This window comes from Undibacterium sp. CY21W, assembly GCF_014284265.1.
Taxonomy (GTDB): Bacteria; Pseudomonadota; Gammaproteobacteria; order Burkholderiales; family Burkholderiaceae_D; genus Undibacterium; species Undibacterium aquatile.
Map to the genome: position 1 here is coordinate 605,767 of NZ_JACOGE010000001.1, position 22,895 is coordinate 628,661.

Here is a 22,895-nt window from a genome sequence, read left to right on the forward strand (position 1 = left end):
TGTGATGCTACACGGCTACAGACATCTTGGGAATGCCTGTAGCCGTGACGCAGAATGCTGTCGCGCAGCATCGCTGGCGGCAGTTATCTGCGCAGGTAGAACACCGGCGCAGCCGGTGCGGTGGTTTAAGCGTGTCGTAGCAAGCGCGCGATGTCGCGGGCAAAATAGGTCAGTACGCCATCGGCACCAGCCCGTTTGAATGCCATCATGGATTCCATCATGGTTTTGTTGTGATCGAGCCAGCCGTTTTGCGCAGCCGCTTTTATCATCGCGTATTCGCCGCTGACCTGATAAGCAAAGGTGGGCACCCTGAATTCATCCTTGACGCGACGCACAATATCAAGATATGGCATGCCGGGTTTCACCATCACCATATCTGCACCTTCGGCCAGATCAAGCGCCACTTCGCGCAAGGCTTCATTGCTGTTGGCCGGATCCATCTGGTAGGTTGCTTTATCGCTCTTGCCGAGATTGGTCGCTGAACCCACCGCGTCACGGAAAGGACCGTAGAAAGCGGATGCATATTTAGCGGAATACGCCATGATGCGCGTGTGAATAAAATTGTTTGCTTCGAGTGCATGACGAATCGCGCCGATGCGGCCGTCCATCATATCGCTGGGGGCAACGATATCGGCACCGGCGCGGGCGTGGGTCAGTGCCTGACGCACCAGCATTTCTGTGGTTTCATCATTCAGCACATAGCCATTCGCATCGATCAAGCCATCCTGACCGTGACTGGTGTAGGGGTCCAGTGCGACATCGGTAAGAATGCCGAGTTCAGGGAAGCGGCTTTTCAACTCGCGGATAGCGCGTGGCATCAGGCCGTCAGGGTTGGTTGCTTCTATACCGTCCGGGGTTTTTAAACTGGGATTAATGACCGGGAATAAAGCCATCACTGGAATGCCGAGTGCGACGCAGTCTTCTGCAACGCCCAGCAGCAGATCAATGGAAACACGTTCCACGCCTGGCATCGACGCCACTTTTTCGCATTGATTAACGCCATCCAGTATGAATACCGGATAAATCAGATCGGCAGAGGTAATGGTATTTTCGCGCATCATCGCGCGTGAAAAAACATCTTTACGCATGCGACGCATACGTACAGCGGGGAAAAGATTGGGTTTGTTTTGGGCCATGATGAATTAAAAAATATTTGTCAGGTAAATGAAACTTTTTGGGTTCAGCCACATCTTAACGCACAGGTTAGGAATCATGATCTCCAAGCCTACCGCTTCTCCTCCCTGAGCGGGCACCGTTCGTCCCTATTCGTATCGGTGTTATTTCGCCCCGGCCAAAGCCGGGGTTTTTTTTATTCGCTTTCTGGTGGAACTTCTGTCTCCATCTGTTCAGGCGGGCGATCCAGACCAAGTAAGTGCTGTATCGTTGCATCGGCTTCTTCTATGCCGGTGCGTTTCAAGGCCGAAAATAATTGCACACTGTATGGAAATAAAGGACCTTCATCATCCGCGTAGCTGGCGAGTATGTCTTTGGCCTGGCGCAAAGCATTGGCAGATTCATTTTTGTTTAATTTATCTGCTTTGGTGAGTATGCAATGGATAGGCCGTCCACTTGGCGCAAACCACTCAAGCATCTGGATGTCCAGATCGGTAAATGGGCGGCGTGCATCCATAATCAGCACCAATGCCGCGAGCTGCGTTCGGCGTTGTATGTAGGAGCCGAGTAACTGGTTCCAGTGATTTTTCGCCGCGCCGGGCACTTCAGCGTAGCCATAGCCGGGTAAATCGACCAGCAGCGCACGGATCTCATCAACCCGGGTTTCATCTTTGCGATGCATCGCGACGTGGGCGCCGCCGATAGAAAAATAGTTGATATGCTGGGTACGACCAGGAGTCTTTGATGCAAAACAAAGTTTTTTCTGGTTGCATAGGGTATTAATGGCAGTTGATTTGCCTGCATTGGAGCGACCGGCGAATGCAATTTCCGGTACATGGGTACGCGGCAGATCACGTAAGTGATTTACCGTAGTAAAGAAGCGGGCTTGCCAGAGGATAGACATAGAGGAAAGGAAAAATTGAAAAATGCAACAGTCAGCAGTAAAAACGCCTGAAAGCTATTGTACAATAAGGGGTTCGGTAACGGGCGGTAGCAGCATCGTACTGACCCCTTCTGGTTGTTTCCAGGGTTTGATTCAACTGAATTCAGATCAAGCCAGTAGCTACGTGTCGCCATCAGGGCAGATTTCTATTATTTAGTCTCAGGGTGTTTGAATGAACCGTGCTTTCTTACCATTTTTGAAGTCCATCAGCATCGCTATTCTGGCGTTGTCCTCGATTGCTTCCGCGTATGCCAATGAACCAGCCAAGGCTGTTAAAGCAGATCCGGCCAAAGGCGAGGCGCTGTTCACTAACGGCGACCCGGCGCGCGGCATCGTTGCCTGCGCATCCTGTCATGGTGCTGGCGGCAATTCCACGATTACCGTCAATCCTAAGTTGTCTGCACAGCACGACGCGTATATCGTGAAGCAGTTGCAGGATTTCACCGGCGCTGATCGTAACAATCCGGTCATGACGACTTTTGCAAAAGCGATGACGGCGGACGATATGAAAAACGTCGCTGCTTATCTGGCGAAGCAAAAATCTCAGCCGGGTGCTGCAAAAAATAAAGACATCGTTGAACTGGGCAAACAAATCTATCGTGGCGGTATTGCTGAGAAAAATGTACCTGCCTGTGCGGGTTGCCACAGCCCTAACGGTGCAGGGATTCCAGCACAGTTCCCACGTATCGCTGGCCAGCATCAGGATTACACGATTGCTCAGTTGACCAATTTCCGCACTGGTGCACGTAAAAACAGCGCACAAATGGTGACCATCGCCAAAAAAATGTCGGACGATGAAATGAAGGCAGTTGCAGATTACGTAGCCGGTTTGAAATAACTGATTACTACAAGCTAAAGACAACAGGAGGGGGTGGCGCAAAGCCATCCCCTTTTTTTTCAGGTTTTTCTCGGAGCAGTATGGAAAACAAAACAGATACCGGCATCGTGGATGATCCGGTGGCCGACACCGGCGGTATACAGATTGCGACCCGCAAGTTGTGGCTGGCCGACGCGATAGAGTTAATATCGTCTATGCGTTTTGCGATTAGTTTGCTGACGCTGATTTCGATTGCATCGGTGATCGGCACCGTGCTCAAGCAAAATGAGCCTATGCCGAATTACGTCAATCAGTTCGGGCCGTTCTGGTTTGAGGTCTTCGGTAAATTCAGTTTGTATTCTGTGTATTCTGCCTGGTGGTTTCTGCTGATCATGGCGTTTCTGGTCTTGTCGACCAGTCTGTGCCTGATTCGCAATGCCCCCAAAATGCTGAAAGACATGCGTAGTTGGCGCGACAACGTGCGCGAGCAATCATTGCGCAATTTCCGTCATAAAGCAGAATGGACGTCAACGCATCGGCGTTCGCAACTGCTGGCTGATATGACGCAACACCTTGCGCGTATTGGTTATAAATTCAAAGTCGTGGAAAAAGAAGGTGCAACCCTGATCGCTGCCAAACAAGGGGCGGGGAATAAATGGGGCTATATTTTTGCGCATGCCGCGATCGTGATTATCTGTATCGGCGGCATGCTGGACTCCGAGTTGCCAATCCGCTTCCAGCAATGGTTTATGGGCAAAGTGCCGTTTGATGGTAACGGCATTATTGCCAACATCCCGCAGCAACATCGCTTGTCACTGGCGAATCCCACTTTCCGTGGCAATACCATGATTCCTGAAGGTGCCAGCAGCAATACCGCAATTATTCCGCAGCAAACCGGTGTCCTGATTCAGGATTTGCCGTTCACGATTAAACTGAATAAATTCACGATCGATTTTTACAGCAGTGGCATGCCTAAGTTGTTTGCCAGCGATGTCGAGGTGACCGATCATGAAACCGGGAAAAAATTCAACTCCACGATTAAGGTGAATCAGCCTTTGATATACAAAGGCGTGGCGGTTTATCAATCGAGTTTTGAAGATGGCGGCAGTCGTTTGAAGTTAGCCGCATTTCCTATGTCCGGGGCATCGGCCACCAGCTTCGAGGTCGCAGGCGAAGTCGGCGGAAATACGCCGCTGAGCGGGCAGGGCGGCAATGCTTACACCATAGAATGGTCAGGATTTCGGCCATTCAACGTCGAAAATATGACACGGAATGGCGCTGATGTACGCGCGGTCAACACCGGTAAATCCTTTAACGAAAAATTCAGTGCCGATCTCGACAAACATCTTGGTTCTGCTGCGAAGAATGCGAACAACAAGGATTTGAAAAACGTCGGCCCCAGCGTGCAGTACAAATTGCGCGACAAAACCGGGCAAGCGCGGGAGTTTCATAATTACATGCAGCCATTGCTGGTCGATGGCGATTACATGTTTCTTGCCGGTACCAGAGATAGTCCGGCAGATGCCTTCCGGTATTTACGTATTCCTGCCGATGATAATGACAGCGTGAATGAATGGATGCGTCTGCGCGCAGCGGTCGCCAATCCGGCTCTGCGTGAGGCTGCCGCACAGCGTTATGCAGCCAGAGCTTTGCCCGCCAAATTGAACAATGCGTCGCAGATGCAGATGCAACTGGCAGAGTCTGCAAAGAAAAGTCTGGGCATTTTTGCTGGCGATGGAAAACAAGCGGGTTTCGTGGCTATTTCGAAATTCTTAGAACAGATTCCCGCCGCAGATCAGGGCAAGGCGGCGGATGTATTCATGAAAATTCTGAATGGCAGCCTGTGGGATCTGTGGATGCTGGCGCGTGAGAAAGACGGGTTGCCTGCGCTGGAACTGACTGAGAAACATGGACGTTTCCTGCAATTATCTATCGGTGCGATGTCGGATGCTTATTTCTATGGTGCACCGGTGTATCTGCAACTCAGAGGCTTTGACGAGGTCAAAGCATCGGTATTGCAAGTCACTCGCTCACCGGGGAAAAATATCGTTTATCTCGGCTGCTTATTTTTAGTCATAGGCGTGTTTGCGATGTTTTACATCCGTGAGCGACGTTGTTGGATCTGGCTCAAAGACGACGGACACGGGACGAATACACTGATGGCCCTGAGTTCACAACGCAAAACCCTGGATTTTGAAAAAGAGTTCGGCGAACTGAAGGCGCAGCTGGGGCAGGTGATCAGTAACGGTCAGGCGTAAGAATGTAATCAGAACAAAGATGCAACGAATAGACTACACTGACGACCAGGATATTTTCCTATTCTGGTTCGGGGAGAAATGATGGAAATGACACAAAATTACACGCCCTATCAAGGCTTTTTTAAGCGTCTGGGTGTGCTCGACTGGCTGTATGCCGTTGCGCTGTGCATGGCGTCGCTGTTTGCATTGAACCGTTTCGGTGCTTACATGGATGTCTATGAAAAAGGCATTTTGTTGTTAGCTGCCCCGACATTTGCATGGTTGGGCTGGCATTGGAAGCCGGTGCGTCCGCTGATCGTACTGCTGGCCTTACTGAGTTTCTTTGCCATTCATTTGTACGCCGGTTCACTGGAAATGGCGAACCAGAAATTCTTTCTGAAATATCTGCTGTCGAGCCAGTCCGCGATTCTGTGGATGAGTATGCTGTTCTTTTTATCGACTTTATTTTACTGGGGCGGTTTGATTGCACGGTCTGATTTCGGTGTCTCGGTCGGCTCTGTGCTGTGCTGGGCGGCGGTCGTGATGGGCTTTACTGGCATGCTGGTGCGCTGGTACGAGTCGTATCTGGTTGGTGCCGATATCGGTCACATTCCGGTCTCAAATCTGTATGAAGTCTTTATTCTGTTTTCGCTGATTACGGCATTGTTTTATCTGTATTACGAACAGGAATACAAAACCCGGCAATTAGGGGCATTTGTGTTGCTCGTGATTTCTGCTGCGGTTGGCTTTTTGCTGTGGTACACAGTCACTCGCGATGCGGCAGAAATTCAGCCGCTGGTGCCGGCGCTGCAAAGCTGGTGGATGAAAATTCATGTACCTGCAAACTTCATTGGTTACGGCACGTTTGCGCTGGCGGCAATGGTGGCGATGGCGTATCTGCTGAAATCGAAAGGCTATCTGGCGGATCGTCTGCCTGCACTGGAGGTGCTGGATGACGTGATGTACAAAGCGATTGCGGTTGGTTTTGCCTTCTTCACGATCGCGACGATACTCGGTGCGTTGTGGGCGGCGGAAGCCTGGGGCGGTTACTGGTCATGGGATCCGAAAGAAACCTGGGCGCTGATCGTCTGGCTGAATTACGCTGCGTGGCTGCATATGCGTCTGATGAAGGGCTTGCGAGGTCAGGTTGCGGCCTGGTGGGCCTTGATGGGCTTGCTGGTGACGACGTTTGCATTCCTTGGCGTGAATATGTTCTTGTCTGGCTTGCATTCCTACGGTACGCTGTAATCAGTTAAATTTTCCTCTCTCAGCAGACTTTTGCGACTCGTGAGAAACTAAGCGGCAAAACGGGGTGGGTGTTTCATTCATTCTGTTTTGTCTGGCGTTTCAACTTTGGAGTCTGTCATGCTGATCAAATCCCATTCCAGTGGCAACCATTTGCCACTTTCATCCGAAATTACGCCAAAAGAGGTGTTTGAATCACGCCGCGATTTCATACGCCAACTGGCAGTCGGAACGATTGCCGGCGGTAGCCTGCTCGAAATGGCCAATCGCGAAGCTTTCGCACAAACATCTGCAGCGCAAAAATTGGCGGCAAGCCTCAACCCGGCATACGCGCTGGTAGAGAAAAAGACCGCTTACAAAGACGCCACGACCTACAATAATTTCTATGAATTCGGCACCGATAAAGCCGATCCGGCCGTGATGGCTGGCAGTTTGAAAACGCGCCCGTGGACAGTGGTGATCGAAGGCGAAGTCAAAAAGCCTGTCACACTCGACCTCGATAGTTTGCTCAGGCTGGCGCCGCTGGAAGAACGCATTTATCGTCTGCGTTGCGTCGAAGGCTGGTCAATGGTTATTCCGTGGGTAGGCTATTCTTTATCGCATCTGCTGAAAAAAGTAGAGCCGACGGGCAACGCCAAATACGTAGAATTCATCACGCTCGACGATAAGAAGCAGATGCCGGGTTTGCGCAGCCCTGTGCTCGACTGGCCGTATGTCGAAGGTCTGCGGATAGATGAAGCGATGCATCCGTTGGCGCTGCTGACATTCGGCATGTACGGTGAAATTTTACCGAATCAGAATGGCGCACCGGTACGCATGTCTGTCCCTTGGAAATACGGTTTTAAGTCAGCCAAGTCTATCGTTAAAATCCGTCTGACCAAAGAGCAGCCGCGCACGGCGTGGAATCAGTCGGCGCCAAACGAGTACGGTTTTTATTCCAATGTGAACCCGCAGGTTGATCATCCGCGCTGGTCGCAGGCAACGGAACGACGTATCGGTGAAGATGGCTTATTCACCCGCAAGCGCAAGACCCTGATGTTTAATGGCTATCCTGAAGTTGCCTCGTTGTATGTGGGCATGGATCTGAAAAAATTCTTTTGATATGGCGATGTCTCAGCGGCAGATAACGGTGATCAAAACCGTCGTTTTTATTCTTTGTTTGTTGCCCTTGGCGAGGCTTGTAGGTTTCGCCACGCTGGATCAACTGGGTGCCAATCCTCTGGAATTTATTACCCGCAACACTGGTGACTGGACGTTGTATTTTTTATGCGCCACCCTCGCAGTGACGCCCATACGTAAAATTTCTGGTTGGAGCTGGTTACTGCGCTTGCGGCGCATGCTGGGCTTGTATGCGTTTTTTTACGCCAGCCTGCATTTCCTGACTTTCCTTTGGTTCGATCACTTTTTTGATCTGGCGGAAATGTGGGCTGACGTACTGAAACGTCCATTCATCACGGTTGGGTTTCTCGGCTTTGCCGGATTGTTACCGCTGGCGCTGACCAGCACGAATGGCATGATCAAGCGCCTCGGCGGCAAGCGCTGGCAATTTTTGCATCGCCTGATTTATCTGATTGTGCCTGCCGGTGTCTTGCATTATTACTGGATGAAAGCCGGCAAGCATGATTTGTCGCAGCCGCTGATGTTCGCTGTACTGGTCGGCGTGCTGTTGTTGATGCGTGTGTGGTGGCGCTGGTCCGCCAGCCGCAGCGAGCTGGCGCAGGGACGCTGAAGACGCCAGACAAATCGCTTAAAAACGCCAGGCCATACCGATGCCGATTTGCCGTTCTGTGGACAGCGTTTTCTTCTGATATTTGAAACCGATATCCAGATCGAGATTGCTCGCTGGCGAATAAATGACGCCAGCGACCAGATAAGGTTGCCAGTAACCATCATTTTTTTGATCGGCTTGCGCTATGCCCGTATCAGCAAGCAACTGTGTCTGTGGCGTGATCGCACGCAATACTGCAACCGATGTGCGCCATAGTTGATCGCGTTGCTGTGCATCTGCCAGCGCCTGTCGGTGCTGACGTATATTCAGACTGAGATTGCTGTGTATTACCCACGGCCCGGCGTTTTCCGTTCGGACCAAAGTCAGGGCGAGATCATAGCGATCACTGCCGAATGTCTTCGCGCCAGTCGGGAAAAAGACTTCGGTTTTCCAGGCCCAGTTGGCATTTTCTTGCGACGAAAACAGGTATTTGCTGCCGACGGATAAGTCGCCGAGTGCGCCGGGTGACGACCAGCGTATCGGGCTGGAAAAGAATACATCGAGCTGATCGTTGGCACCGTAGGTATAAGTCAGATTGCCGATCTGACTGTGTGCTTTCGATGTTGACCAGTGATCACTATTAAATTCAATTTGCTGTTTGCCAGTGGTTTGCAGATTGGCGTCTTCTGTCACCAGCGGATGGGCGGCATGTGCTGCGTTCTGTGTCATCAGTGCGCAGGCGATGAGCAGCATGGTTTTACGTAATTTTTGCATCTCTATTTTTTCCACGGCATAATGCTCGGCACAATTTTCAGCACATCGTACCGTTGAATTATGACAAGCTATCTACTTAAAAAGGACCAGATGCAAACGCTGACGCAGCGCGTGGCGTTGCGACTGTTAAGTTGCATCGGATGGAAGGTGCATTTCCGTCCCTTGCCCGGTCCCCGGGGCATCATCATCGTTTATCCGCATACGTCAAACTGGGATTTTCCGATTGGTGTTCTGGCAAAACTGGCGATAGGTATGCCATTTTATTTTATTGCGAAGTCTTCTCTGTTCGAAGGCTTCACTGGCGCGACGATAGGCCGGATTATCCGCGCTTTGGGCGGCGAACCTGTGGAGCGCGGTGTCTCGACTGGTGCGATTTCCCGATTGGCAGAAAAAGTGAATCAGTCTGACTGGTACTGGATGGTGATCGCACCTGAAGGCACCCGTAGTCGTAAACCTTACTGGCGCAGCGGGTTTTATCACATCACTTGCGCTGCCAGGGTTCCTTTGGGCTGCGCCTATTTTGATTTTCGTCGCAAAGAAGTCAGTCTGGTTGACTATCTTGAGTTAAGTGGCGACATCGATGGCGATCTGGCGAAGATACGCGGCATTTACGATGGCGTGCAGGGGTGTCGTCCGCAACTTGCCAGCCCGATACAGTTTCGCCCCGATAACGCTAAAAAATAGGGAGTATATGCCAAAAATGCTTGAATCTCTACGAATATAAAGGGGCTTTAAATATACTCCCGGGGAGTATTATTTTGCCGTAGAGAGCGTCTGGGCACTCGGTTTATTCGGTAAATACAAAGGAGCTTTTTGTCCGCAGGCGGAGAGCAGGCTGAGGAGTAACAGGGAAGAAATCAGGGTACGCATCTTGAATTGTCTGACACCGTATAAAATGGCGTTTTAAGTGTGAATCAATGCGAGGAGTGTAGCATGACTGAATCTGATTTCCTGACTCTGGCGGAATCTTGCCTTGGCCAGGTGGAAGAGATGTTTGAAAAAGCGTTCGACAATGATGAGCTGGATGTTGAATGCAGCCGTACCGGGAATGTATTGACGATAGAGTTTGTGAACAACGGCTCAAAAATGATCGTCAACAGTCAGGCGCCGATGCAAGAGATGTGGCTGGCTGCGCGCGCCGGTGGTTACCACTATAAATACGATGGTCAGCAATGGCGCAATACGCGCGATGGCTCGGAATTATTTACGACCTTGTCCTCGCTGGCGCAAGAACAAGGTCGCTGAATTTACCGAATTTACTGAATTTACTCTTTGGGTTCTTCAATCACCGGCGGTGTGCTCAGATCGCTGATCCCGGTTCCGGGCGGATTCTCTGCATAATAGAAATCGCCATTCACAGAGATGATGCCATTCGGAACCGGACGCTCTTCGATAGGAATATCTTTTAACGCTTTTTGCATAAAGCCTATCCAGATAGGTAAAGCCAGACCACCGCCTGTTTCACGATTGCCGAGATTTTTCGGCTGATCAAAACCTATCCATGCAATCCCCACGATCTTGGCCTGGTAACCAGCGAACCAGGCGTCGAAAGAGTCATTCGTTGTTCCTGTTTTACCTGCCAGATCCGGACGCTTCAGCACCATGGCTTTGGCGGCAGTGCCATAGCGCACCACGTCTTTCAACATGCTGTCGATCAGGAATGCATTGCGTTCATCGATAACGCGGTTACTTTCGTCGCCCGCTTTATCTGGCTTTGCGGTGACCAGCACATTGCCGTTGCTGTCGGTAATTTTGCTGATCAGATACGGGTTGATTTTATAGCCGCCATTTGCAAACACCGCGTATGCGCCTGCCATCTGCAACGGCGTCACTGCGCCCGCGCCGAGGGCGAGTGTCAGATAAGGTGGATTTTTTTCCGGGAGAAAACCAAAGCGGCTGGTGTATTCCTGCCCATATTTCGCCCCTATCCGGTTAAGGATGCGAATCGAAATCATATTTTTCGATTTCGTCAGGCCCTTACGCATGGTCATCGGACCTTCGTATTTACCGTCATAGTTTTTCGGTTCCCACGCCTGGCCGCCGGTCTGACCTGCGTCAAAACTGATGGGTTCGTCATTGATGATGGTGGCCGGAGATAAACCTTTTTCCAACGAAGCGGAGTAAATAAACGGCTTGAAACTGGAACCCGGCTGACGCCATGCCTGTGTCACATGGTTGAATTTATTCAGGTCAAAATCAAAACCGCCGACCAGCGCTTTTATCGCACCATCGGTGGTGCTGGCGGCCACGAATGCCGACTGCACTTCAGGCATCTGCGTGATGACCCAGTTTTTTCCTTCCTGCATCACGCGGATGACTGCACCGCGCTGTATACGTTTGTTGGCCGGCGCTTTTGCAGACAAGCCTGAAGCCGCAAAGCTGATGCCGGCTTCATCCATGCGAATTTCTTCACCCGAAGCCAGGATTGCGCGGACTGATTTTGGCGTGGCATCGAGTACCATTGCCACCTGCAAGTCATCGCTATTCGAGTGCTCTGCGAGTGCTTTTTCAATCGCATCTTCCGCCGCTTCTTTTCCTTCCGGTATGCTGATAATTGCTTCCGGCCCGCGATAGCCATGGCGTTTTTCGTACTCCATCACCCCCCGGCGCAACGATAAATAAGCCGCATCCTGATCTGGCTTAGTGATCGTTGTATAGACGTTCAATCCACGTGTATAGGTATCTTCTTTAAATTGCTCATACACCAGTTGGCGCGCCATTTCAGCAACATATTCTGCGTGCACACCGAATTCGCTACTGTCTGTTTTTGTGACCAGTTCTTCGGCCTTGGCTTGTTCATACTGATCATTGGTGATGTAGCCAAGTTGTCGCATCCGTTGCAGGATATATTGCTGACGTGCTGTCGCCCGTTTCGGATTAACAACTGGGTTGTAAGCGGAAGGTGCTTTTGGTAAGCCGGCCAGCATCGCTGCTTCGGCAATCGTGAGGTCTTTCAGGTTTTTGCCAAAATAAATCTGCGCTGCCGACGAGAAGCCGTATGCGCGTTGCCCCAGATAAATCTGGTTCATGTAAATTTCGAGAATCTGATCTTTGCTCAGATTTTGTTCTATCTTCCAGGCGAGCAGGATCTCGTAAATTTTTCGTTTAAAGGTTTGCTCGCTCGATAAAAAGAAATTACGCGCGACTTGTTGCGTGATCGTTGAAGCACCTTGCTTGGCACCGCCAGTCAGATTGTGCAGGGCTGCACGTGTGATACCCAGATAATCAACACCGCCGTGTTCGTAAAAGCGATCATCTTCGATCGCGAGAACCGCTTTTTTCATGATGTCAGGGATCTGATCGAAACGAACGACATTCCTTCGCTCTTCACCAAACTCGCCAATTAATACATTGTCGGCAGAAAAAATGCGCAGAGGCATTTTCGGTTTGTAGCTGGTGATTGAATCAAGTTCGGGCAAATTCGGATAGGCCATGGTTAAGGCAAAACCAATGACAAGTGCCAGGGCGACACCTAAACCCAATAGTGTGCCTAAGGTAACAATGACGATACGACTGGCGAGGCTGCGTTTTGCGCCTGCCTTATGGGTGGTCTTTTGAGAAAGTTCTTTTTCGTTATCCGTCATGTGTTTACTCAGTAACAATCGCGGCAGACATTATAACGGTTGTCACCTCGACAGCTGTTGAAACCTGATTCCTGGTTTGAGCCCGGACATGAAATTTGACCGAGCGTGGGGATTTGGCAACGGATTCTGAATATGCCCTTAGGAAAGTTCTTTACCAATACTGGCGATGTTGCTAGCATTTCACGTAGGCTTTTATAAGTGTCTCCTAAATAGCGGTTTTTAAAGAGATTTTTCGGTTTTCATTGATGGGTTTGTTTCAATTTGTAAAAAACGAACACTGAAGTGTTTAAAAAACGAACACTGTCGTGTTTAAAAAAACGGATGTGTTCATGAGGGGGTATTCTTGGCTTTAGATCTTGCTTCACTGCTCGGCAGAAAAAATCCGCCTCTTATCGGGTTGGATATCAGTTCGTTTGATATCAAACTGGTCGAACTTTCTGAGGGTAGCGATAAAGAATACCGGCTGGAACGCTATGCTTCCGAGCCTTTGCCTAAGGGCGCGATTCTGGATGGTAATATTGAAAACATCGAGCAGGTTTCTGACACGATTCGAAAATTGCTGAAGAAAAGCGGGTCCGGTTCAAAGAATGCTGCGGTTGCCATGCCTGCTGCAGCGGTCATTACAAAGAAAATATTTTTACCTGCAACGTTGAGTGATCAGGCCCTGGAAGTCCAGGTTGAATCTGAAGCAAGCCAATATATTCCGTTTTCTATGGATGAAGTCAGCCTTGATTTTTGTGTGATCGGCCCGGCTGCAAATCAGGAAGATGTCGAAGTGATGCTGGCCGCCTCACGTAAAGAAAAAATTGAAGACCGGGTTGCTGTTGTTCAGGCAGCGGGATTGCAGGCAAAAGTAATGGACATTGAGTCCTATGCAGCTCGCGCTGCAATGCAGCGCCTGATTGAAAAACAGGCTAACGAGGGACGTGATCAGGTTTTTGCCATTTTCCAGATTGGTACCAAACGAACTTATATCTACATCATGTTCAATGGTGAAGTGGTTTATGAACGTGAGCAGCAATTCGGCGGTGGGCAACTGACACAGGATATCGTCAGGAATTACGGACTCTCGCAGGAAGAAGCTGAAATTAAAAAGAAAAACGGTGATCTGCCTGATAGTTATGAAATGGAGTTGCTTGAGCCATTTTTAGAGAATGCTGCGTTAGAAGTAACCCGCGCAATTCAGTTTTTCTTTACGTCCACTCCTTATACAAGAGTTGATCAGATTTTTCTGACAGGTGGTTGTGCTGTTGTCGCAGGACTTGTTGATATTGTCGCTGAGCGTACGAAGATTTCGACCGCGGTTATCAGTCCGTTTAAGGGGATGGAATTGGGTACAGGAGTAAATGAAAAAGCTTTGCGCAGTGAAGCACCTGCTTACACCGTTGCTTGCGGTCTCGCGCTGCGGAGATTTGACTAATGATAAAAATTAATCTTCTCCCTCATCGAGAGGAAAAGCGTAAACAGCGGGTTAAAGACTTTTATTCCCTATTGCTGTTGGCGGTGATCATTGGTGCGTTAATCGTTGTGGTGGTTGGTGTATTTAATGCGCGAGAGCTTGCTATACAAACAGACAGGGTGAATTTCATCAAGAGCGAAAATGCAAAGCTCGACGAGAAAATTAAAGAAATCGCTACTTTGAAGCAAGAAATTGACTCTTTGAAAGCGCGCCAGCAGGCCGTAGAAGATTTGCAAAGTGACCGGAATCAGCCAGTATTTTTATTGAGTGAGCTGGTCACGCATACTCCGGAAGGCGTTTATTTGCGCGCGTTGAAACAGGATGGACAGCGTGTGACCTTGAATGGGTACGCGCAATCGCAAGAGCGGGTCGCTGAGTTTATTCGTAATTTAAGCAATAACTCGGAATGGATGTTTAAGCCGGAGCTGATTGATATCCACACAACAGGAATCGGGCAAGGAAGGGACGCTAAAAAAGTTTCAGACTTTACTGTGAATGTTGGCATTAAACGCCCGCGTGAAAAAGAAGAATCGGCATCCGGTGTTGTGGCGAACCCGGTAAAAAATACGAGTGCTCCGAGTCCTGCTCGATAATGTAAAAAGGGAAGATCAGGAATGGCAACAAATGCAAAAGAATTTTTTGAAGGAATCAGCGAGCAATTCCGTGACCTGAATGGATTACATCCTGGTTTGTGGCCGATTGCCCCGAGAGTCGCTATGGCTTTTGCCTTGACGGTAGTGGTTCTGGCACTAGGTTGGTTTTTTTATTGGGATGGACAAACAGAGGAAATAGACCAGAAATTGCAGGAAGAAGTTAAGTTGAAGCAGGACTACCGCGACAAAATGCAGCAAGCGATTAATCTGGATGCTTTGAAAGATCAACGCGGGTTGGTGTTGCAATATGTCGCCACGATGGAAAAGCAATTGCCGAGCAAGGCTGAAATGTATGCGTTGCTGTCAGATATTAACCAGGCGGGAACAGGACGAGGGTTGCAATTTGATTCGTTTAAACCTGGTGTCGTTATTGTCAAAGATTACTATGCTGAATTGCCGATTGATATCAAACTTGCTGGCAGCTACCATGATTTAGGCGAATTTGTTGCTGACATCGCAAAATTACCAAGGATCGTAACTTTGAATAACCTGGCTTTGACAAGCAGCAAAGATGGCGGGTTGACTTTGGATGTCGTCGCTAAAACATTCCGTTATCTGGATAAGGACGAAGTTTTAGCTCAGGCTAACCTGAAAAAGGCAGCAAAGAAATGATGTTTAGATATTTCAAAATACTGATACTGCTGTTGCCAGCAATTTTCCTTGCCGGTTGTGGCGACAATGGTGTTTCTGAGCTGACAGAGTGGATGAACTCAGTGAAGAAAGATACCAAATTATCGATTCCTAAGCTGAGTCCTCCTAAAGTGTATGTTCCTGTTGCTTATTCTGGTGCAGCAGACATAGATCCTTTTAATCCCGCTAAGCTTCTTGTTGTTTTGGCACGAATGAGAGATTCCGGTAATGGTTTAAAACCTGATATGGACCGGCGGAAAGAAGCTTTAGAGGCATTCCCTCTTGATGCGTTAAAAATGGTTGGTGTGATTGAAAAATCCGGGGTTAAGCAAGCTTTGGTGCAAGCAGATAAAACCGTTTTTCAGGCGAAAGCTGGTGGTTACATTGGACAAAATTTTGGCCTGATGACACGAATTACTGATTCTGAGATTGAAATTAAAGAAACCATTCAAGATGCATCAGGGGAGTGGGTTGAACGTAACGTTAAGCTTGAGTTGCAGGAGAGTAAGAAATGAACGCGTTGATAAATATAAGTAAAAGGGGCGCCATGTTTTTTAAAGCCTGTATCTTTATGATGCTGGGCATTTGCCAGTTGGTTTTTGCCCAATCGAACAGTATCGAGTCAGTTGTTGCTAACCAACAAGGTTCTAATATTGTTGTGAAAGTTGGTTTGAAAAATCCAATCACAAAATTACCGGCTGGGTTTTCTATCGCGAATCCGGCTCGCATCGCACTTGATTTTGCTGATGTTTCGAATGCAACGGGCAAGGCAACGGTCGATGTCAATATCGGCGATTTACGTACAGTTACCCTTGTCGAGGCCTCAGGCCGTTCCCGGATGATATTCAATCTGAATAAGCCGTTGAATTACGCAACCGTGATCGAAGGTAAATTTCTGATTGTTACTATTGATGGTTCTGGCGGTGTTGCAACCGCAGTTAACTCACAAGGGCTTCCTGTTAATACTGAGAGCCCGATATCGACAAAGCCACAGATACGTGACATTGATTTCCGTCGCGGAGTTGCTGGCGATGGTCGGATAGTTGTTGATCTGCCTTTGAATCAGATTGCTGTGGACGTGCGTCAACAGGGACAAAAGATTTTGGTGACGTTCCAGAAAGTCGGTTTGCCTGAAGTCTTGCGTAAGCGTTTAGATGTCGCTGACTTTGGTTCTCCTGTGCAGATTATTACTACTACTCCCGTCGGTGATAACGTGCAGATGGTGATTGAGCCAAAAGGGTTATGGGAGCAAAGTAGCTATCAAAGTGATACGCAATTTGTGCTTGAAGTGAAGCCTATCAAAGAAGATCCGAACAAGCTGACACAGGGTACCCAAGGTTATAGAGGTGAGCGCCTGTCATTTAATTTCCAGAACATCGAAGTTCGTGCAATTTTACAAATTATTGCTGAAGTAAGTGGTCTGAACGTTATCGCCAGCGATACTGTAACCGGAACTATCACTTTGCGTCTGAAAGACGTTCCGTGGGATCAGGCGTTGGACAACATTATGCAAATCAAGGGACTTGATATGCGTAAGAACGGTAATGTGATCTGGATTGCACCTAAAGATGAATTGTTGACGAAAGAAAAACTGGAACTGGAGCAAAAAGCACAGATTGCAGATTTGGAACCGGTGAAGACTGAATCTTTTCAGTTGAATTACCAAAAAGCCGAAGCATTTAAGCAGGTATTTGGTATGGATGGTTCGTCAACAAACCGTATTTTATCGAAGCGAGGTAGTGCCGTTATAGAGCCTCGTACCAATCAAATATTTGTCACTGACATTCCATCAAAGCTTGAGGAGGTTCGGAAGTTAGTTCAAAAAACGGATATAGCGTCAAAGCAAGTGTTGATTGAAGCAAGGATTGTCGAGGCGGATGATAAGTTCAGTAAAAATCTCGGCGCAAAATTAGGCTTCACGGATCTGCGTGGTTTACGCGGTGGTGATGCAGGATATTCCGTCAGTGGAAATCAGCGCGTCGCTTTGACCGGTAATTATTTGGGTGTTGGTGAGCAAACTGGTCAGGCTAAGATTACCGATCAGAGTTTCGTGCCTAACTCACAGTTTGTCAGTCTGCCTGCTGCTGGTATCAATGGCTCAACACCGGGAAGTTTGGCCATCAGTCTGTTCTCAGCTGCTGCAAATCGCTTCTTGAACTTGGAGTTATCTGCACTGGAAGCCGATGGTAAAGGTAAGATTATCTCCAGCCCACGGGTTGTTACTGCGGATCAATTAAAGGCGTTAATTGAGCAGGGTACTGAATTACCTTACTTGGTGGCGACATCCAGTGGTGCTACATCGATTTTCTTCCGTAAAGCAACTTTGAGATTGGAAGTAACACCTCAGATCACCCCTGATGGCAACGTCATACTGGATGTTGAAGTACATAAGGACAGCGTTGGTCAGGAAACACGTATGGGTTATGCAATTGATACTAAAGAAGTAAAAACGATGGTCTTGGTTGAAAATGGCGGTACCGTTGTGTTAGGTGGGATTTTCCAACAGACTGAACGTGATAATATTACGAAAATACCATTTTTTGGTGATATCCCGCTGTTTGGTAACTTGTTTAAGAATACCGGCCGCACAAATGACAAAACTGAATTGTTAATCTTCATTACGCCTAAAATCGTAACTGATAAGTTTAGTGTGAAGTAATAGTGAACTTAGACTAACGCGCAGATTTGATAATTTTTAGCTTAACTACAGGTGTTACATGAAGACGTTTTTTCGGATAGTTTCTGGACTATTTTTGATGGCAATCTTATCTGCGTGCGGTGGTGGTGGCGGTTCTGCTGGCACTAACATGAACGGCGCTGCCTTGTTTACAACTGCGGCTGACAAGATTCAGATGCTTTATGGAGAAACTAAAACTTTTACAGTAGGCGGCGGTGTCCCATCCTACGCTGTGTCAAGTTCCGGAGCAGTTTCCGCAACTTTGACTGGAACTGTACTAACAGTTGCTACCAATGCAACAGGTACTGGTACTGTTACAGTTACTGATAAAGCTGGTGCTAAAGTGTCCATTGACGTTACTGTTGGAACCGGAGCAACACTTACTACCAGCGCTCCAGCATCTGTTACTGTTGGCGTTGGTGCGGTTACATTGACATACTCTATCACCGGTGGCACTGGGGTTTATGCCGTCAACAGTAGCGACACATCTATTGCTGATGTTGGTTTTGATAAGGACCGGAGTGTCTTCGTTATTGCAGGTGTCAGCACGGGTACAACGACGGTTGTTGTAAAAGACAATGCTGGCCAGTCTGTGAGTATAGCTGTTACTGTGGTTGGCGGGACTCGGTCTCTGTTCACCACAGCGCCTTCTGCGTTGTCGGTTCCATCAGGTAAAACAGTTTCTTACTCGATTTCTGGTGGTTCCGCACCTTACTCGGTTTCCAGTAATAACTCAGGTGCCGCTGATGTAAGCTTAAAACAAAATGGTACTGATTTCGATATCAAGGCCATCGCCGCAGGAACTGCTAATATTGTCGTGACTGACGCATCCCGTAGTTCGGTCACTATTGCTGTAACTGTAACGACTCCAGCGGCAGGTACATTGTCTGTTTTGCCTGCCGGTGCATCTGGTAGCGTTGGTGATACTTTAAAATTTAACGTTGTCGGCGGAGTGTTGCCTTACAAGGTAACGAATACTAACGACAGTATTGCTAAAGTATTTGCATCAGTAGATGGTGCGTCGTTTAACGCGGTACTGAGTAATGTTGGTAAATCCGATGTGACTGTCATTGACGCTTTGGGCACAACGACCACAATTACAATTACTGCCACTGGTGATGCCGCCACATTGCGTTTATCGCCAAGTGATTTTGAGGTGAGCGAGCAGTCCTCTGAGTCGTATCAATTGAAGGTCTATGGTGGTACTCCTCCATACGTACAATATTGGTCAAGTGATCCGTCATATGGTGCGGTAACATTGTCAGGCAATACTTTTACAATCGGTTCTGTTACTCGTCGATGCGTTACTCCTCTGACAGCTTTAGGTGTATATACAGTTACATTGACTGTAGTTGACAGTTTAGGAGCGTCGGCAACAAGTAAAATGAACATCAGAGATACTTTGGACGCTAATTGTAAATAATGGGAATTAAAGCAAGACAGTGTCGAATAATATTTTCTTAGTAGGTTTGATGGGCTCCGGCAAAACAACAGTTGGCCGGGCCCTTGCGAAGAAGCTTAATAAACGTTTCATTGATTCAGATCACGAAATCGAGGCGCGTACAGGCGTTTCGATTCCGGTGATTTTTGAAATTGAAGGTGAAGTCAGTTTTCGTCAGCGAGAGGCTGAGGTGATACGTGACTTAACCGCGCAAGACGGTATCGTGCTGGCAACAGGTGGTGGTGCTATTCTGAATAAGGATAGCCGCCGTTACCTGCAAGAGCGCGGTACCGTTATTTATTTGCACGCGAGTGTAAATAGTATTCTTCAGCGTACCCGCAACGATAAAAATCGGCCTTTGCTTCGTACAGCAGATCCGCGTAAAAAACTCGAAGAACTTGAGTCTCAACGTCACCCCTTATATCAGGAAATTGCTGATTTAGTCATAGAAACCGGACGTCCGAATGTTCAGCATCTGGTACAGAACATTCTGGATAAGTTGCCCCGGTCTGATGTCAGCGAACGATTTCCTCAGAAACATCTCAGTATGCATAAAACAGAAGCAGGATTTCACACACTGAATGTCGAGTTAGGCGATAGGTCTTACCCTATCACTATCGGTGCTGGCGTATTAAATGATGCCTCCGTATTGGCAGATCGCATCAAGGGTAAAAGCGTCGTTATCGTCACGAACACGGTGGTCGCCCCTTTGTACTTGTCTTCTCTTGAAAAAACGCTGCGTAGTATTGGCAAGACATGTAGTGCTGTGATTCTTCCAGATGGTGAGGAGCATAAACACTGGGGCAGTCTGATGATGATTTTTGATCATTTACTGGAGCAAAAGTGTGATCGTAAAATCACTTTGATTGCGCTTGGCGGTGGAGTGATCGGCGATATGACAGGATTTGCTGCCGCTACATACATGCGCGGTGTTCCATTCGTGCAGATTCCAACGACCTTATTGTCTCAGGTGGATTCGTCTGTCGGCGGTAAGACTGGCATTAATCATCCGCTCGGCAAGAATATGATCGGCGCGTTTTATCAGCCTCAGGCCGTTATTGCAGATACCTCAACGCTGACTACGCTACCGGATAATGAATTATCCGCAGGTCTGGCTGAAATCATCAAACATGGCGCGATCATTGATCTGGCTTTTTTCGAGTGGCTGGAAGCTAACATGTTGAAGCTCCGGGCAAGAGATGAACAAGCCCTGGCTTATGCGGTTATCCGCTCCTGCGAAATTAAAGCTGATGTCGTCAGACAGGACGAGCGGGAAGGTGGTTTGCGCGCAATTTTGAATTTCGGACATACCTTCGGACATGCGATTGAATCTGGTCTGGGATATGGAAAATGGCTGCATGGTGAAGCGGTTGGCTGCGGCATGGTCATGGCTGCAGATCTTTCCTGCCGCTTAGGTTATATTGATTTTGTGACTAAAACCAGAATTAAACAGCTAGTCGAAGCTGCGGGTTTACCGATCATAGCCCCGGACCTTGGCGAACAGCGTTGGTTAGAATTAATGGAAGTGGATAAGAAAAATGAAGGTGGGCAAATCAAATTTATTTTGCTAAAACCTTTAGGGCATTCCGTCATTACCAATGTGCCGGAAGAGTTATTATTACAAACCTTACGTCACTGTATTCTTGACCATAAATGAATTTCGCCGACGACCATTTAGCACCATACGCCGCCCAATCAGCAACATCACGAGGGCGGCTTTTTATTGAGCCGTCATCCGGTTCACGCACTGAATTTCAACGCGACCGGGATCGTATTATTCATTGTTCGGCATTCCGTCGGTTGGAATATAAGACCCAGGTGTTCGTGAATCACGAAGGCGATTTGTTCAGGACGCGGCTGACGCACAGCCTGGAAGTTGCACAGATAGGTCGCTCTATTGCACGTAACCTGCGACTCAACGAGGATTTGGTGGAAGCGATTGCACTCGCGCATGATCTCGGCCATACACCTTTCGGTCATGCGGGGCAGGATGCCTTAAATGCCTGCATGCAGCCTTATGGCGGCTTCGAGCATAACCTGCAAAGCCTGCGCATCGTAGATCAACTTGAGGAGCGATATGCGGGCTTTGACGGATTGAACTTATGCTTTGAAACACGCGAAGGTATCCTCAAGCATTGTTCCTTGTCCAATGCCCCTGCACTCGGCGAGGTTGGGCAGCGGTTTATCAATAAAACTCAGCCTGGTCTTGAAGCGCAACTGACAAATCTGGCAGATGAAATCGCCTATAACAATCATGATATTGATGACGGACTACGCTCCGGGTTGCTGACTGAGGCGCAGATGATGGAAGTCGATTTCTTCGCTCGCCATCGTGCTGAGGTTAGTGCGGCATATCCGGGTGTACAGGGACGCCGGGCAATTTCAGAAACCATACGACGCATGATCAACACCTTGATCACTGATCTGATTGAAACCTCTGCATCGCGCATCCGCGATTGTGCTCCTCAATCTGTCGATGATGTCAGAAACAGCAGCAAACTGATCGCTTTCTCGGATGCCAGATTTGAAGAAGCCAAATTGCTTAAGCAATTTTTACATCACCATTTGTACCGGCATTATCAGGTCAACCGTATGACGTCGAAGGCGCGCAGAATCATTAAAGAATTATTCGACGCGATGATAGCTGAACCTAACTTGCTGCCGCCAGATTATCAGGTGGCGCATGAATCGGGGAATCACGACAACGGTGATTTGCAGGCGCGAAAAATAGCCGATTACATCGCCGGTATGACTGATCGTTATGCAATACGTGAACACAGACGCCTGTTTTCTATGCAAGAAATTTAATCTGCTGCTGTATCAAATTTATTGTGGAGTTCCTTATGTTTTCTGATCGTTCCTTATCTAAAAGACGCTTGCTGCTGGCTGTTTCGCTGACGACGATAGCGATGTCCGTCCACGCGATTTCTTTCAGTGATTTAAGTAATAAAGACGCCAGCACTGGCTTGAAAGCGGCGCTGGACAAGGGTAGTGTGGCCGCGGTCGCCAAACTTGGCGTGGAAAACGGCTTTCTGAATAATGATAAGGTCAGAATACCGCTGCCATCGGTGCTGGAAAAAGCGCGGCCAATATTGAAAATGACCGGAAAGTCGCAGCAGCTCGATGAGCTTGTGTTGTCAATGAATCGTGCTGCTGAATCAGCCGTGCCTTTGGCGAAGCCGTTGTTAATCAACGCGGTCAAATCAATGACACTGACTGACGCAAAAAATATTCTGACTGGCGGCGAGACATCGGTCACCGATTTTTTCAAAGAGAAAACAGCGGCACCGTTAGCGGTCAAATTTTTGCCTCTGGTGAAGAATGTAACGGATAAGGCAGGCTTATCTTCTAAGTACAACAATATGATGGGACAAGCGCAGAAATTCGGCGTGGTCCCGGCGCAAGAGTCAACGGTGGAAGGCTATGTGACGCAGCGAGCATTAGATGGTCTGTATCTCATGATTGCGGAAGAAGAAAAGGCGATACGCAAAGATCCGCTTGGTTCAGGCAGTAAAGCGATCAGCCAGGTTTTCAGTTTACTGAAATAAGCGACCGCAGTGCTCCATGTTGATTGTCTCTTTTTGCGCTCTTGACAAAAATCAATTCTGATCAGA

21 protein-coding genes are annotated in these 22,895 nt (G+C 48.4%); 16 read left to right on the forward strand and 5 right to left on the reverse strand.

Annotation, left to right across the window (positions count from 1 at the left end; all coding sequences use genetic code 11):
• Window positions 1-125: 125 nt before the first annotated feature.
• Together hemB and yihA are read right to left on the reverse strand one after the other, a co-directional pair.
• Window positions 126-1,136, reverse strand: coding sequence for a porphobilinogen synthase (gene hemB, locus H8K29_RS02750; RefSeq protein WP_186884652.1), 1,011 nt, complete (start codon window positions 1,134-1,136; stop codon window positions 126-128).
• A gap of 173 nt (window positions 1,137-1,309) precedes the next feature.
• Window positions 1,310-2,017 (reverse strand): ribosome biogenesis GTP-binding protein YihA/YsxC, encoded by a 708-nt coding sequence (yihA, locus tag H8K29_RS02755; protein ID WP_186896292.1) that lies wholly within the window; start codon window positions 2,015-2,017, stop codon window positions 1,310-1,312.
• Between the two features lie 211 nt (window positions 2,018-2,228).
• On the opposite strand from yihA, the gene H8K29_RS02760 reads away from it, so the two are divergent.
• From H8K29_RS02760 to H8K29_RS02780, 5 genes are all read left to right on the forward strand, one after another.
• Window positions 2,229-2,894 (forward strand): cytochrome c, encoded by a 666-nt coding sequence (locus tag H8K29_RS02760; protein WP_186884654.1) that lies wholly within the window; start codon window positions 2,229-2,231, stop codon window positions 2,892-2,894.
• An 80-nt stretch (window positions 2,895-2,974) separates the two neighbouring features.
• Complete coding sequence (locus H8K29_RS02765) at window positions 2,975-5,131, forward strand: cytochrome c biogenesis protein ResB (RefSeq protein WP_186896293.1); 2,157 nt, start codon at window positions 2,975-2,977, stop codon at window positions 5,129-5,131.
• Between the two features lie 81 nt (window positions 5,132-5,212).
• A complete protein-coding gene (ccsB, locus tag H8K29_RS02770; protein ID WP_186896294.1) occupies window positions 5,213-6,358 on the forward strand; it encodes a c-type cytochrome biogenesis protein CcsB in 1,146 nt (381 codons plus the stop codon).
• Window positions 6,359-6,475: 117 nt separating this feature from the next.
• Window positions 6,476-7,456 (forward strand): protein-methionine-sulfoxide reductase catalytic subunit MsrP, encoded by a 981-nt coding sequence (gene msrP / locus H8K29_RS02775; protein WP_186896295.1) that lies wholly within the window; start codon window positions 6,476-6,478, stop codon window positions 7,454-7,456.
• Window position 7,457: 1 nt separating this feature from the next.
• Entirely contained in the window at window positions 7,458-8,084 is a 627-nt protein-coding gene (locus H8K29_RS02780) for a sulfite oxidase heme-binding subunit YedZ (RefSeq protein ID WP_186896296.1), read from the forward strand.
• Window positions 8,085-8,102: 18 nt separating this feature from the next.
• Here the strand turns inward: H8K29_RS02780 and H8K29_RS02785 are convergent, their stop codons facing one another.
• On the reverse strand, window positions 8,103-8,837 hold the full coding sequence (locus H8K29_RS02785; protein ID WP_186896297.1) for a transporter: 735 nt from the start codon (window positions 8,835-8,837) through the stop codon (window positions 8,103-8,105).
• Window positions 8,838-8,927: 90 nt separating this feature from the next.
• On the opposite strand from H8K29_RS02785, the gene H8K29_RS02790 reads away from it, so the two are divergent.
• The gene (locus H8K29_RS02790) at window positions 8,928-9,521 is read left to right on the forward strand and encodes a 1-acyl-sn-glycerol-3-phosphate acyltransferase (RefSeq protein ID WP_255423225.1); all 594 of its coding nucleotides are present in this window, start codon (window positions 8,928-8,930) and stop codon (window positions 9,519-9,521) included.
• 69 nt (window positions 9,522-9,590) lie between these two features.
• Here the strand turns inward: H8K29_RS02790 and H8K29_RS18160 are convergent, their stop codons facing one another.
• Window positions 9,591-9,707 carry a lipoprotein gene (locus H8K29_RS18160; protein ID WP_186884661.1) on the reverse strand — a complete coding sequence of 39 codons (117 nt, stop codon included), beginning with the start codon at window positions 9,705-9,707 and terminating at the stop codon, window positions 9,591-9,593.
• A gap of 63 nt (window positions 9,708-9,770) precedes the next feature.
• Between H8K29_RS18160 and cyaY the strand changes: the two genes are divergently transcribed.
• A complete protein-coding gene (gene cyaY, locus H8K29_RS02800; protein ID WP_186884662.1) occupies window positions 9,771-10,082 on the forward strand; it encodes an iron donor protein CyaY in 312 nt (103 codons plus the stop codon).
• A 20-nt stretch (window positions 10,083-10,102) separates the two neighbouring features.
• On the opposite strand, the gene H8K29_RS02805 is transcribed toward cyaY, so the two are convergent.
• Window positions 10,103-12,421, reverse strand: a complete 2,319-nt coding sequence (locus tag H8K29_RS02805; protein WP_186896299.1) for a penicillin-binding protein 1A — start codon at window positions 12,419-12,421, stop codon at window positions 10,103-10,105.
• A 343-nt stretch (window positions 12,422-12,764) separates the two neighbouring features.
• On the opposite strand from H8K29_RS02805, the gene H8K29_RS02810 reads away from it, so the two are divergent.
• The 9 genes from H8K29_RS02810 to H8K29_RS02850 are packed head-to-tail and all read left to right on the forward strand — an operon-like array spanning window position 12,765 to window position 22,829.
• Window positions 12,765-13,841 (forward strand): pilus assembly protein PilM, encoded by a 1,077-nt coding sequence (locus H8K29_RS02810; protein ID WP_186884664.1) that lies wholly within the window; start codon window positions 12,765-12,767, stop codon window positions 13,839-13,841.
• Window positions 13,841-14,473: a PilN domain-containing protein gene (locus H8K29_RS02815; RefSeq protein ID WP_186896300.1), complete on the forward strand. Its 633-nt coding sequence runs from the start codon at window positions 13,841-13,843 to the stop codon at window positions 14,471-14,473. The genes H8K29_RS02810 and H8K29_RS02815 overlap by 1 nt, the downstream gene beginning before the upstream one ends.
• Window positions 14,474-14,494: 21 nt before the next feature.
• Complete coding sequence (locus H8K29_RS02820; RefSeq protein ID WP_186896301.1) at window positions 14,495-15,145, forward strand: type 4a pilus biogenesis protein PilO; 651 nt, start codon at window positions 14,495-14,497, stop codon at window positions 15,143-15,145.
• Window positions 15,145-15,678, forward strand: a complete 534-nt coding sequence (locus H8K29_RS02825; RefSeq protein ID WP_186896302.1) for a pilus assembly protein PilP — start codon at window positions 15,145-15,147, stop codon at window positions 15,676-15,678. Before H8K29_RS02820 ends, H8K29_RS02825 begins: the two co-directional genes overlap by 1 nt.
• A gap of 32 nt (window positions 15,679-15,710) precedes the next feature.
• Complete coding sequence (gene pilQ / locus H8K29_RS02830) at window positions 15,711-17,822, forward strand: type IV pilus secretin PilQ (RefSeq protein ID WP_255423253.1); 2,112 nt, start codon at window positions 15,711-15,713, stop codon at window positions 17,820-17,822.
• A 58-nt stretch (window positions 17,823-17,880) separates the two neighbouring features.
• The gene (locus tag H8K29_RS02835) at window positions 17,881-19,263 is read left to right on the forward strand and encodes a hypothetical protein (protein ID WP_186896304.1); all 1,383 of its coding nucleotides are present in this window, start codon (window positions 17,881-17,883) and stop codon (window positions 19,261-19,263) included.
• A gap of 49 nt (window positions 19,264-19,312) precedes the next feature.
• Window positions 19,313-20,938, forward strand: coding sequence for a bifunctional shikimate kinase/3-dehydroquinate synthase AroKB (aroKB, locus tag H8K29_RS02840; protein WP_222611407.1), 1,626 nt, complete (start codon window positions 19,313-19,315; stop codon window positions 20,936-20,938).
• Complete coding sequence (locus tag H8K29_RS02845; RefSeq protein ID WP_186896306.1) at window positions 20,935-22,089, forward strand: deoxyguanosinetriphosphate triphosphohydrolase; 1,155 nt, start codon at window positions 20,935-20,937, stop codon at window positions 22,087-22,089. The genes aroKB and H8K29_RS02845 overlap by 4 nt, the downstream gene beginning before the upstream one ends.
• Window positions 22,090-22,124: 35 nt before the next feature.
• The gene (locus H8K29_RS02850; RefSeq protein WP_186896307.1) at window positions 22,125-22,829 is read left to right on the forward strand and encodes a DUF4197 domain-containing protein; all 705 of its coding nucleotides are present in this window, start codon (window positions 22,125-22,127) and stop codon (window positions 22,827-22,829) included.
• Window positions 22,830-22,895 lie beyond the last annotated feature (66 nt).